Genomic DNA, 12,368 nt, shown 5'->3' with positions numbered 1-12,368 from the left:
GACGACTGCACAGGGGAGTCATTTGGACCTTGGGGGAGGTTACGACTGGCCGCGCAGCAAAAACGGCGCCGATACGAACGGCCGTCACGCGATGCGAAGCGGGTGAGGGGAGCCGGGGCCGGCCGTCTTCGCTACATCAGCGTTAGCGCAGCTCCTGCACTGTATGCAGATCGAGCTCGAGGAACTGGGTGCCTTCCACCGGATTGAACACGTATGCCGGGATCGGCACGAACCCGAGCAACGCGTAGACCTTTTGCGCCGCCTGCATGGTTGGGAGCGTATCGAGCCGGATCTTCGAGTAGCCGCTCTCCTTCGCGATCTGCACGATGCTTTCGGCGAGGCGCTTTCCCAGTTCAATCCCTTGCGCTCGGATCTCACGCGCGCGCGTGTTTCGTGTTAAAAAACGGAGCTCGTCCGTAGTTCGCGCGCAGGGTGCTGACACAGTGGCCAGCCAGCTACCCACCCACCGTCCGGAACGCATCCGCATGAGAAGGGCTCGATGTTCAACTATTCGTTGTTCCGCTTCGTTAGGCTCAATAGCCGGCACATCTGGCTCGCGATAGCCACGGCTTCGGCCGTTGCCCTGGCGGGTTGTGCATCGTTGCCGTCCCCGTCCACGCAGAGTCATGCGGACGCTCCCGCAGCCGGCCAACCGGCCGATGGCCCCTTACCGGTTCCGCCCAACCTTGTCGCGTTGACGCAGCCCGAAGGTCAACAGCGGCTGATGTCGAGCACCGACAAGCAGTCGTACTGGCCACTCTCGGAGTATTTCGAAACGCAGCGGAACGAGGCGTACTGTTCGGTGGCAAGCTCGGTGATGGCGCTGAATGCGTTGGGCATCCAGCGTCCCCAATCCACGCAATACCCTGACTTCCCATACTTCTCTCAAGAGGATTTCTTTCGCAGCGTCGATCCGCAGGTCGCCAATGCCGCGCGGGTCTCGCACGAAGGTATGACGCTCGACCAACTCAGCGCGGTGCTGGGTGAATTCCCGGTCGAAGTTAAAAAATTCCATTCTGGCGATCTCACGCTCGCGCAGTTTCGCGAGCTGATCCGCGATACCACGGCGCATAGCGACCGCTTTGCGCTGTTGAACTTCAGGCGGGTGGAGATCGGCGAAGCGGGCGGCGGTCACTGGTCGCCGCTTGCCGCCTTCGACGCCGCGAGCGATAGCGCGCTTGTCCTCGACGTCGCGCGCTACAAGTACCCGGCGGTGTGGGTGTCGATCGCGCAGTTGTACGCGGGATCGCAAGCGGTCGATAACGTCAGCGGGTTGTCACGCGGCCTGGTAATTGTTAGCAAGCGCGTGAATTGATGGAACGTATTGAGCCTGCCGCGGACGTCATTCGCCTGCGCTCGTCCCCACCGCGCCGTCCTGCGGCGATTTCATGCGCGAACTGAACAGCAGCGGCAGCACCAGCAGGTAGAGCGCCGCGCCGATGGCCCACACGAGACCCGGCCACATGTGCTGACTGGCCGCGTAGAGCCATGTCACCGCGAGCGGCCCTCCCACGCCAATCAGACTCGCGATGCTCGTGAGCGTGCCCTGCAATTCGCCTTGACGGCTATCGTCGACTTGCCGTGCGAGCATGGCCTGCAGCGACGGCATGGTGATGCCGCCCACCGCGAACAGCGGCAGGATGGCGAAGGGCATCCATCCGCGCGTTGCAATGGCCATGAAGACCAGGCCCAGACCGTCCGCCGCCAGTCCGATCAACAACGCGACGCGTTCGCCCAGCCGTGCCACCAGCGGCCCGATAGCGAAGGCCTGGGATACGGCATGGCAGGCGCCGAAGGCGGCCAGCGAGGCGCCGGCGATCGTCGTGGACCACGCGAAATGGTCCTCGCCGTAGATGATCCACAGCGTGGCGGGGGTTTGCGAGCCGAGCATGATGATGGCGTAGACGCCCACGAGCGGCATCAGGTTCGGCGTGCCGCGCAGACGATGCAAGGCGGCGAACGCGTTCATGTTGCGCTTCTCCCGAGGACCGCTTTGCCGCTCGCGCGATTCGGGCAAGACGAAATACGCCAGCAACAGATTCAGCCCATTCATCGCCGCGGCCGCGACGAACGGCGCCCGCAGATGCAACGCGCCGAGCAGACCGCCGATCAGCGGTCCCGCAATGAAGCCCACGCCCAACGCCGCACCCATCTGACCAAAGCGGCCCGCGCGCTCCGCTTCGGGCGTGACGTCGGTGAGGTAGGCCGTGGCGACGGCCATGTTCGCGCCGGTGATGCCGGCGAGCACACGACCGATATAGAGCCACGAGAGGCCAGGCGCCGAGGCCATCACCAGATAATCGACCGCCGCTCCCGCGAGCGATGCCAGCAGCACCGGACGACGGCCGAAGCGATCGCTCAGCGCGCCGAGGATGGGAGCAAACAGAAACTGCATCAACGCATAAACGGCGAGCAGGGCGCCGTAGTTTCTGCTGACAGCGGTGTCCGAGCCGGCGAGGCTGTGCAGCAGTCCCGGCAGGATGGGAATGATGAGCCCGAAGCCGATTGCGTCCAGCAGTACCGTGAAGAGTATGACGATATGGGGTTTTTTCAAAACGCTAGGGCCTCGCATAAATTTCCTGGCATACCTTACGAAGTGCCTCTGCGAACAGCAGGCTGGGCATGCGCTGCGCTTCGTTCATGCGCGTAAACAGCGCAATGGGCGACAAGGTCCATTCGAACGAGTACGGCACGATGGCAACGCCAGCGATGCGCACCAGCTCCTCGGCGATATCCGCCGGGACGATGGACACCGACTGCTCGCCCGCGACGATCATCTCGCCGATCAGCTTGGACGAGTAGCTTTCGACAATCGGTGTCGGCGGCGTCAGGCCTGCGCCGAGAAAGAGGTCGGCGACCTGCTCGCGCATGGGCGTGTTCGGCGCGCCCAGTATCCAGTCCAGTTCGGCCAGCTTCTGCCAGTCCAGCCGGCCGCGCGCCAGCCGGGCCGCGAGGCGGCGGCTGGCAATCAGGCGCGGTTGCTGGCGATACAGGATCTCGACGCCGACCTGCTGCAGATCGAGCGAAGCCGAGGCGCGTCCGATCACGATGTCCACCGTGTGGTCCCGCAACTGGGCCAGCAAGTGCTCGCTCGTGCCCTCGTGAATCGTCACCGTCAGGCGCCGGTCGCCTTCGGGCCGGGTGCGTTCAATCGCCGTCGACAGCATCTGGCCGGGAATGAACGGGATCACGCCGATATGCAGATGCGCGGCGTGCCCGGACGCCACCGCCTCCATTTCCCGCACCAGATGGTCGAGATCCTCGGTCATCGCCCGTGCTCGCGCCAGCACGACCTTGCCCAGCGCCGTGGGCGCCATGCCGCGTGCCGAGCGGTCGAACAGCGGCGCCCCGAACATGTCCTCCAGCTCCGCCAGCGCATTGGTGACCGCAGGCTGGCTGCTCGCCATATGTTCGGCGGCGCGCGTCAGGGAGCCGTGCTGCTGGATCTGCAGCAGCAGCGTGAGGTGGCGCATTTTCAGCCGCGAGGCCAGTCTGCGCACCACCACGTTGGGATCGAATGCCGCCATCAAGGTGCCGCGCCATTAGAAAAAGGTGATGGGGGCATATTAACTCCAAATATTGTCCTTATGGCTCGTCCCTAGAATGAGTTGTCGCTGGATTCGCGCCGCAAGGGCGCCCGCCAAACCGCCAAAGATAGGGCTCAGAACATGAACGCATCGGATCGCCAGGCCGCACTCGATTACCACGAATTCCCGATTCCGGGCAAAACGGCGGTCACCGCCACCAAGCCGCTGGTCACCCAGAGAGATCTCGCCCTGGCGTACACGCCCGGCGTGGCCGCGGCCTGCGAGGAAATCGCTGCCGATCCGCTCAACGCGTTCCGCTTCACCGGGCGTGGCAATCTGGTGGGCGTCATCACGAACGGCACCGCGGTGCTGGGCCTGGGCAATATCGGCGCGCTCGCTTCCAAGCCGGTGATGGAAGGCAAGGCGGTGCTGTTCAAGAAGTTCGCCGGAATCGACGTGTTCGACATCGAGATCAACGAGACCGATCCGGACAAGCTGGTGGACATCATTGCCGGCCTGGAACCGACCTTCGGCGGGATCAACCTCGAGGACATCAAGGCGCCGGAATGCTTTACCGTGGAGCGCAAACTGCGCGAGCGGATGAAGATTCCGGTCTTCCATGACGACCAGCACGGCACGGCGATCACCGTGTCCGCGGCCTTCATCAACGGTTTGAAGGTGGTGGGCAAGAGCATCAAGGAGGTCAAGGTGGTGACCTCCGGCGCGGGCGCGGCGGCGTTGGCCTGCCTCGAGTTGATGGTGGAACTCGGCCTGCCCATCGAAAATATCTGGGCCACCGACATCGAAGGCGTGGTCTATCAAGGCCGTACCACGCTGATGGACCCGCAGAAAGCGCGCTTCGCTAAAGACACCTCGGCCCGCAAGCTGGAAGAGGTCATCGAAGGCGCGGACGTGTTCCTCGGCCTGTCGGCCGGCGGTGTGCTGAAGCCCGCCATGGTGGCGCGCATGGCGGCTCGCCCGCTGATCCTGGCGCTGGCCAACCCCACGCCGGAAATCTCGCCGGCCGAGGTGCAAGCGGTGCGCGACGATGCGGTCATCGCGACCGGCCGCTCCGACTATCCGAACCAGGTCAACAACGTCCTGTGTTTCCCCTATATTTTCCGGGGTGCGCTGGACGTGGGCGCGACCACCATTACCCCTGAAATGGAAAAGGCCGCGGTCTACGCGATCGCAGCCCTTGCGGAAGAAGAGCAGAACGAAGTGGTGGCTGCGGCGTATGGCGCGTATGGCGTGGACTTCGGGCCCGAGTACTTCATCCCGAAGCCGTTCGACCCGCGCCTGATCGTGCGTATCGCGCCGGCCGTGGCCAAGGCGGCGATGGAAAGCGGCGTCGCCACGCGCCCGCTGCAGGACCTGGAGGCGTACACCGAGCAACTGCAGCAATTCGTCTACCGCTCCGGCGCCTTCATGAAGCCGTTGTTCGCGGCGGCGCGGCAGATTGTCCGCGAGGGCGGCAAGTCGCGCATCGTGTTCACCGAAGGCGAGGAAGAACGTGTACTGCGGGCGGTCCAGGGCATCGTCGACGAAAAGCTGGCGCGGCCGATTCTGGTGGGGCGTCCGGAAGTGCTGATGGCGCGGATCGAAAAATACGGCTTGCGTCTGCGCCTCGGTCACGACGTCGAAGTGACGAATCCTGAGTATGACGAACGATTCCATCAATACTGGACTACCTACTGGGAATTGATGTGCCGCGACGGCATCACCAAGGAGATGGCGCGCGTGGAAATGCGCCGCCGGCTTACGCTGATCGGCGCGATGATGGTGAAGCTGGGGGATGCGGACGGGATGGTGTGCGGCACGGTCGGCGCGTATCACGATCACCTGCGCTTCGTCGATCAGGTGATCGGCAAGAAAGCGGGTGCGCAGACCTACGCGGCCATGAACATTCTGCTGCTCGACAATCGCACCGTTGCGCTGGTGGACACCCACGTCAACGACGACCCGACGGCCGAACAGATCGCCGAATTCACGATTGCCGCGGCGCACAGTATGACAGGGTTGAACCTGGTGCCGAAGGTGGCGCTGCTGTCGCGCTCTAACTTCGGCTCGGGCAGTTCGGCCTCCGGCGCGAAGATGCGGCGCGCGCTTGAACTGGTGACGCAGCAGGCGCCGACGCTGGAAGTCGACGGTGAGATGCACGGCGATTGCGCGCTCGACGAAGCACTGCGCTCGCGCATCCTGCCGATGTCTCGCCTGAAGGGCGCGGCGAATCTGCTGGTGTGCCCGAACGTCGATTCGGGCAACATTGCCTACAACCTGTTGAAGACCGCGGCGGGCAGCAATGTTGCCGTGGGCCCGTTCCTGTTGGGCGCCAATGCGCCGGTGCACATTCTCACTTCGAGCTCGACGGTGCGCCGGATCATCAACATGGCGGCACTGACGGTGATCGACGCGAATCGCGAGGCCGATACGAACGCCGCCGCGCGATGAAGTAACGCCCGTCTCGAGGACGTCTGCGCGAAAAGCGCAGCGGCTTCGAGACGGAGGGCTTAGCCCCGCTTGTTCCTGCCGGCCCGATTCCCTTTCAGGCCTCTGATCTCTCTGACGCTGTGAACGTCCCGGACGCTACGGACGTCTCGCACGTCAGGCACATCTCCGCGTTTCTCCAGCGCCTCCCGCAACACCCGCCGGCCTTGCGGTTCCTGCGCGCCGCCCTTCGTGCTGCGCAGCGCGCCCGAACGCGCCAGCACAACCGCGACCCAGCAACACGCGCAGAGCAAGATGAGCACACCGGCTGAGAAGCTCATTCTTTCGTGGTCCTTTCGTTTATAACGCGGTTTGCAAGCACGTTGCGGCCTCTGGAATGATGCGCAACGCGTGAGGACGCAGTGTATAGCGGGTTGCGCCGAGGCGGTCAGATATCGATTTCGTTATCTCGGAAATAACGCCAGCAAATATTTGCCGGCTAATTGGCCTTCGACTATCCCCCTGATGCTGTTCGTCTGCTGGGGCCTTGTCCCAGCGCCCGACCGCATATCCAGCCCAACCCGCCATGGAAAAATTTATGAAAGCAGAGATGACCCGCACGCTTCGCCATCTATTCCGCATGCCGGCTACCGTCCTCGCGGTGGCCAGCCTCGGCCTCGCGCTGGGCGCCCACGCCGACACGACTCAACCGCTTGGCGTCGCGTTCGTCTATCTCGGCAATCCCGGCGACGCGGGCTGGACTTACGCGCACGAGCAGGGCGTCAAGGCCGTCGAAACGCAGTTCGGCGACAAGATCAAAGTGACCCGGGTCGAAAACGTGCCCGAGTCCGCCGACTCCGAACGCGTCTTCCGCGACCTCGCGGCGAAGGGCAACAAGATCGTGGTCGGCAGCAGCTTCGGCTACCAGGACTTCGAGCTGAAGGTCGCCAAGGACTTCCCGGACACGGTGTTCGAGCATGCCACCGGCTACAAGAAGGCGGCCAACTTCGGCACCTACGACGTGCGCACCTATCAGAGCGCCTACCTCGCGGGCGTCGTGGGCGGCTATACGAGCAAGACCAACACGCTCGGTTTCGTCGGCTCGGTGCCGGTGCCGGAAGTGGTGCGCAACATCAATGCGTTTACGCTCGGCGCGCGCTCGGTCAATCCGAATGCCAAGGTGAAGGTCATCTGGATCAATAGCTGGTTCGATCCGGGCCGCGAAAAGCAGGCCGCCGAAACCCTGATCGGCGAGGGCGCGGATGTGCTGATCCAGAACACCGATTCGACCGCCACCATGCAGACCGCCGAGCAAAAGAAGGTCCACGCCTTCGGCTGGGACTCGGACATGAAGAAGTTCGGCCCGAATGCGCAACTGGGCGCCTGCGTGACCTATTGGGGTGTCTACTATTCACATCTGATCGAGCAGGTGCAGGCGGGCAAATGGACCAATGCGCCGGTCTGGTGGGGCTTGAAGGACAAGGCCATTGACCTCGCCGACATCAATACCGACGCTGTCTCCGCTACCGCACAAAAGGCGCTGGCGCAAAAACGCCAGGACATTATCGACGGCAAGTTCGACCCGTTCGCCGGCCCGATCAAGGATCAGACCGGCGCAGTCAAGGTCGCGGCCGGCCAGAGCCTGGCCGATGCGGATCTGTCGCGTCTGAACTGGTTCGTGCAGGGCGTCGACGGCGCGCTGCCCAAGTAAGCCGGCCGCTGGCTGTTTGCCGCCTGGCGCCGGCGGCTCGCCGAGCTGATCACTAACAAGGAGACCTGTCTGTGAGTCTGACCATTGCCGCGACGCCCGCCGGCGACGCCCCCGTTTATCCGCCGCAGGGGCTCACGCCGACGCGCGAGCAGATCGTGCGTCATCTGCGGCATTCGTGCGCGGTCGCCGAACGGGCGACGCTGATGGGCCACCACCCGTTCGGTGCGATCCTGGTCGGCCCCGATCAGGAGACCGTGTTGATGGAGCAGGGCAATGTCGACACGGTCAATCACGCCGAGTCGGTGCTGGCGCGCGTCGCGGCGCTCAACTTCACGCCGCAGTACCTGTGGGGGTGCACGCTGTACACCTCGGTGGAGCCGTGCTGCATGTGTGCGGGCACCGCCTACTGGGCGAACATCGGCCGCGTGGTGTTCGGCATGACGGAGATGCAGCTGCTGCAGGCCACCGGCGATCACGCCGAAAATCCCACCATGAGCGTGTCGTCGCGCTATGTCTTCGACCATTGCCAGAAGCCCGTCGAGTTGATCGGACCGGTTGCTGAGGTGGAGGAGGAAATCATGCGGGTGCAACGGGCGTTCTGGGCCTCGCGGACAGGTTGACGGCCGACGATATCGGCCGTTTCGCGTTGTAGGACAACGTATAATGGACGGGTCAGCAAACAACCAAGGAGGTCCATGATGACCGCGTCCCCAACCCTAACTGCGCCGCCGATGCGCGTGCGTGGGAGTCTTGCTGACCGGGTGGTGAACTACATCAACGAGCAGGTCGCGGCGCACACGCTGACGCCCGGCGACAAGCTGCCCACTGAGACAACCTTGATGTCGCTGCTCGGCGTCAGCCGCACGGTGGTGCGCGAAGCCATCTCGCGCCTGCAGGCGAATGCGGTGATCGAGACGCGTCACGGCATCGGCAGTTTCGTGCTCGAACCGCGCCGCGAGTCGCTGGGTCTTGCGATGGTGCCCGCCACCACGTTGGCCGACCTGCTGTCCGTGATGGAGTTGCGCATCAGCCTCGAGACCGAGTGCGCAGGGCTCGCCGCCCAGCGCGCCAGCGAGCGCGACCTGGCGAATATCCGCGCGGCGCTCGACGCCATCGAAGCCACCAGTCGTGCCGGCGGCGACAGCGCAGCCGCCGATTTGCGCTTTCACGTGGCGGTGGCGGGGGCAACCGGCAACCGTTACTTCGTCGACATTCTCACGCAGATGGGCACCGCGCTGATTCCGCGGCATCGTGTCGATTCGCCGAGCCTGGCGCAGAGCGATCCTGTCGCTTATATGGCGCGGGTCAATATGGAGCACGAGGGCATTCTCGATGCCATCGCGCGGCGCGATCCCGAGGGCGCGCGGGCGGCGATGCGCATGCATCTGTCGAGCAGCCGCGAACGGCTGCGGCGGTTGAGTAGTGCGTCGGAAGAGGGTGTCGAGCGCACGCTTTGAGTTGCCTCGGCCGACGTCAGGCCAAACTGTGCGCATGGCGACATCGCGACATTGCTTTCGCCGGAGTGGCCTCGCGCCGACGAGGTTGGTGCTCGATATCTACCAGCGGCAGGTCCTCGCTCAGCGGAAAACCGTCAGCCAACCGTCCCGGCAATGCTTGACTGGCATGCGATGTCACGGCAGTGTCATCGTACAACTGGTCAGGTTGGAGCTAAATTCCGGCCGCGAAACGAGAGATTTTCGTGGGGTCGTTGCCCCTTGTGCGTGCTCCACCGGCGCGGAAAGTGGCTGAATATCAGGCTCAAGCCGCCTGATGACAGGGTAAACACCTTGTTGGAAGCCCAGGATAAAACAGAGTAGACTGTCGTCAGACAACGTATCTCGGATTGTTGGCTGGAGTCATCCCACTCCACGTCCAACCCAGCCGCGTTGCGTTCGATTTGGCCGTCGCCCAGGCCGATCCAGGAGACGCCCTTGCCCTCTGTTCTCACCACGACGCCCGACCCGCTGGAATCCGCGGTCGCGAAGGTCAAGCGGCACATTCTGCCGCTGTTTCTGATCATGTTCATCGCGAACTACATCGACCGTGTGAACATTGGCTTCGTCAATTCGCACATGCAGGCGGATCTAGGCATCGGCGCGGCTGCGTACGGTCTGGGCAGCGGGCTGTTCTTCGTCGGCTACGCGCTGTTCGAAGTGCCGTCGAACGTCCTGATGCAAAAGTACGGCGCACGCGCATGGCTCACCCGCATCATGGGGACGTGGGGTCTCGTGGCCGGCGCGATGGCCTTCGTCTGGAACGACACCTCGTTCTATGTCTTGCGTTTTCTGCTCGGCGTGGCCGAGGCGGGTTTCTTCCCGGGCGTGGTGTTCTACTTCACCCAATGGCTGCCGCAGAAGGAGCGCGGCAAAGCCATCGCGGTGTTTCTCGGCGGCTCGGCGCTCGCGTCGGTGCTGTCCGGTCCGATCACCGGTAGCCTGCTTTCGATCAGCGGGCTCGGCCTGCGCGGCTGGCAGTGGATGTTTCTGATCGAAGGCGGCTTTTCGATCGTGCTGTGCGGCGTGAGCTGGGTCCTGCTGAAATCGCACATTCGCGATGCCGCGTGGCTGACGGCGGAAGAGCAGCGCATTTTGCAGACGTCGATCGCCGCCGAGCAGGCTGAGCGCGACGCGCTCGGCGGCGCGCATTTGCCGGCCATGAAGCTGCTGAAGGATCCGCAAATCTTGCTGTTCTGCTTCCTGTACTTCGCGATTCAACTGACCATCTACGCGGCCACGTTCTGGCTGCCCACCATCATTCGCAAGATGGGCGGACTCTCGGATTTCCAGGTCGGCATGTTCAACACCATTCCCTGGCTGATTGCGATGGTCGCCATGTACTGCTTTGCGGTGCTGTCGGCGAAGTGGCGTTTCCAGCAGGCGTGGCTCGCAGGCGCGCTGGTGATTGCCGCATGCGGGCTGTTTGCGTCGACCTCCGGCAATCCGGTCTTCTCGTTCGTGGCGATCTGCTTTTCGGCTATCGGCTTCAAGGCAGCGTCTTCGCTTTTCTGGCCGATCCCGCAGGGCTATCTGGATGCACGCGTGGCGGCGGCGGTGATTGCGCTGATCAACTCGGTCGGTAATCTGGGTGGATTCTTCGCGCCCGCTGCGTTTGGCTATCTGCAGCAGCATACCGGCTCGATTTCCGGGGGCCTGTATGCGTTAGGCGTGGCGTCGCTCGTCGCGGCGGCGGCCGCTTTCCTGACCCGCAATCGCCGCGTGAATCACGACGTCGTGGCGCCGCCGCTTCATAGCAAAGCCCACTGATCATTCGGATACCTATCCAACGACACTTGCCAGCCGGCTCTATCACTTCACGAGTCTTACTTCATGTCTACGAAACCTATTCAATCGAACGCCACGCCGACCGTCACCGAGTTGCGCGTCGTGCCGGTCGCCGGCCGTGACAGCATGCTGCTGAACCTGAGCGGCGCGCACGGGCCGTTCTTCACGCGCAACATCGTAATTCTGCGCGACAGCGCCGGCAACACCGGCGTCGGCGAAGTGCCAGGCGGCGAGAGCATCCGCAAGACGATCGACGACGCACGGCCGCTCGTCGTCGGCCAGTCGATCGGCAATCTGCAAGCGGTGCTAAACAAGGCGCGCACACAGTTCGCGGACCGCGACGCAGGCGGTCGCGGCCTGCAGACCTTCGACCTGCGCACCACGATCCACGCGGTGACCGCGCTCGAAGCGGCGCTGCTGGATCTGCTCGGACAGCATCTGGGCGTGCCGGTCGCTGCGTTGCTCGGCGAAGGCCAGCAGCGCGACGAAGTCGAAATGCTCGGCTACCTGTTCTACATTGGCGATCGCAAGAAAACCGATCTGCCGTACGCGAGCGGCGCGGAGGGTCGCGACGCCTGGGAGCGGATCCGCACCGAGGAAGCGATGACGCCGGAAGCGGTCGTGCGGCTGGCCGAGGCTGCGCAAGCGCGCTACGGTTTCAACGACTTCAAGCTCAAAGGCGGCGTGCTGCCGGGCGATGCCGAGATCGAAGCCGTGACCGCTTTGGCCGAGCGCTTTCCCGATGCACGCGTGACGCTCGACCCGAACGGCGCATGGTCGCTGGCGGAAGCGGTGCGTTTGTGTCGCGACCAGCGCGACGTGCTAGCTTATGCGGAAGACCCGTGCGGCGCGGAGAACGGCTACTCGGGCCGCGAAGTGATGGCGGAATTCCGCCGCGCGACCGGCCTGCCGACGGCAACCAACATGATTGCGACCGACTGGCGCCAGATGGGCCACGCTATCCAGCTGCAATCCGTGGATATCCCGCTGGCCGACCCGCACTTCTGGACCATGCAAGGCTCGGTGCGCGTGGCGCAGATGTGCAACGACTGGGGGCTGACGTGGGGTTCGCATTCGAACAATCACTTCGACATTTCGCTGGCGATGTTCACGCATGTCGCGGCGGCGGCGCCCGGCAAGATCACCGCCATCGACACGCACTGGATCTGGCAGGACGGTCAGCATCTGACGCGCGATCCGCTGCAGATCGTAGGCGGCAAGGTCAAGGTTCCGCAAGCGGCAGGCCTCGGCATCGAACTCGATCTGGATGCGCTCGACAAGGCGCATGCGCTTTATCAGCAGCACGGCCTGGGTGCGCGCGACGACGGTGCGGCCATGCAGTACCTGATTCCGAACTGGAAGTTCGACAACAAGCGTCCGTGCCTCGTGCGCTGATTCTAACCGCGGACCTGGACCCTCGAT

At 63.9% G+C, this 12,368-nt stretch carries 10 protein-coding genes; 7 read left to right on the top strand and 3 right to left on the bottom strand.

Going from position 1 to position 12,368, the window contains the following annotated elements:
• Positions 1-142 precede the first annotated feature (142 nt).
• Complete coding sequence (locus tag P3T42_RS31040) at positions 143-481, bottom strand: GNAT family N-acetyltransferase (protein WP_429308299.1); 339 nt, start codon at positions 479-481, stop codon at positions 143-145.
• Between the two features lie 18 nt (positions 482-499).
• Between P3T42_RS31040 and P3T42_RS31035 the strand changes: the two genes are divergently transcribed.
• Positions 500-1,315, top strand: a complete 816-nt coding sequence (locus P3T42_RS31035; RefSeq protein ID WP_429308213.1) for a phytochelatin synthase family protein — start codon at positions 500-502, stop codon at positions 1,313-1,315.
• Positions 1,316-1,342: 27 nt separating this feature from the next.
• Here P3T42_RS31035 and tet read toward each other — a convergent pair whose 3' ends face one another.
• A complete protein-coding gene (gene tet, locus P3T42_RS31030; RefSeq protein ID WP_074296492.1) occupies positions 1,343-2,554 on the bottom strand; it encodes a Tet(A)/Tet(B)/Tet(C) family tetracycline efflux MFS transporter in 1,212 nt (403 codons plus the stop codon).
• 4 nt (positions 2,555-2,558) lie between these two features.
• Complete coding sequence (locus P3T42_RS31025) at positions 2,559-3,527, bottom strand: LysR family transcriptional regulator (RefSeq protein WP_429308212.1); 969 nt, start codon at positions 3,525-3,527, stop codon at positions 2,559-2,561.
• A 141-nt stretch (positions 3,528-3,668) separates the two neighbouring features.
• Here P3T42_RS31025 and P3T42_RS31020 point away from each other — a divergent pair, with 141 nt between their 5' ends.
• The 6 genes from P3T42_RS31020 to gudD all read left to right on the top strand — a co-directional run bounded on the left by P3T42_RS31020 (position 3,669) and on the right by gudD (position 12,341).
• Positions 3,669-5,978 carry an NADP-dependent malic enzyme gene (locus P3T42_RS31020; RefSeq protein WP_429308211.1) on the top strand — a complete coding sequence of 770 codons (2,310 nt, stop codon included), beginning with the start codon at positions 3,669-3,671 and terminating at the stop codon, positions 5,976-5,978.
• A 574-nt stretch (positions 5,979-6,552) separates the two neighbouring features.
• Positions 6,553-7,665, top strand: coding sequence for a BMP family ABC transporter substrate-binding protein (locus P3T42_RS31015; RefSeq protein ID WP_429308210.1), 1,113 nt, complete (start codon positions 6,553-6,555; stop codon positions 7,663-7,665).
• Between the two features lie 77 nt (positions 7,666-7,742).
• Positions 7,743-8,285: a nucleoside deaminase gene (locus P3T42_RS31010; protein ID WP_429308298.1), complete on the top strand. Its 543-nt coding sequence runs from the start codon at positions 7,743-7,745 to the stop codon at positions 8,283-8,285.
• 78 nt (positions 8,286-8,363) lie between these two features.
• Positions 8,364-9,122, top strand: a complete 759-nt coding sequence (locus P3T42_RS31005; RefSeq protein WP_429308297.1) for a FadR/GntR family transcriptional regulator — start codon at positions 8,364-8,366, stop codon at positions 9,120-9,122.
• 474 nt (positions 9,123-9,596) lie between these two features.
• Positions 9,597-10,928, top strand: a complete 1,332-nt coding sequence (locus P3T42_RS31000; protein ID WP_429308209.1) for an MFS transporter — start codon at positions 9,597-9,599, stop codon at positions 10,926-10,928.
• A gap of 63 nt (positions 10,929-10,991) precedes the next feature.
• Positions 10,992-12,341 (top strand): glucarate dehydratase, encoded by a 1,350-nt coding sequence (gudD, locus tag P3T42_RS30995; RefSeq protein ID WP_429308208.1) that lies wholly within the window; start codon positions 10,992-10,994, stop codon positions 12,339-12,341.
• Positions 12,342-12,368 lie beyond the last annotated feature (27 nt).

Origin of the sequence: Paraburkholderia sp. GAS38, from assembly GCF_050434965.1 — a bacterium.
Lineage (GTDB): Bacteria > Pseudomonadota > Gammaproteobacteria > Burkholderiales > Burkholderiaceae > Paraburkholderia > Paraburkholderia phenazinium_A.
The sequence above is the reverse complement of the archived record's forward strand: the minus strand, read 5'-3'. Positions and strand labels throughout refer to the sequence as shown.

Coding starts and splice junctions, on each gene's coding strand:
- P3T42_RS31005 (WP_429308297.1), top strand. CDS start 8,364: ATGACCGCGTCCCCAACCCTAACTGCGCCGCCGATGCGCGTGCGTGGG.
- P3T42_RS31040 (WP_429308299.1), bottom strand. CDS start 481: ATGCGTTCCGGACGGTGGGTGGGTAGCTGGCTGGCCACTGTGTCAGCA.
- gudD (WP_429308208.1), top strand. CDS start 10,992: ATGTCTACGAAACCTATTCAATCGAACGCCACGCCGACCGTCACCGAG.
- P3T42_RS31035 (WP_429308213.1), top strand. CDS start 500: ATGTTCAACTATTCGTTGTTCCGCTTCGTTAGGCTCAATAGCCGGCAC.
- P3T42_RS31020 (WP_429308211.1), top strand. CDS start 3,669: ATGAACGCATCGGATCGCCAGGCCGCACTCGATTACCACGAATTCCCG.
- P3T42_RS31015 (WP_429308210.1), top strand. CDS start 6,553: ATGAAAGCAGAGATGACCCGCACGCTTCGCCATCTATTCCGCATGCCG.
- P3T42_RS31025 (WP_429308212.1), bottom strand. CDS start 3,527: ATGGCGGCATTCGATCCCAACGTGGTGGTGCGCAGACTGGCCTCGCGG.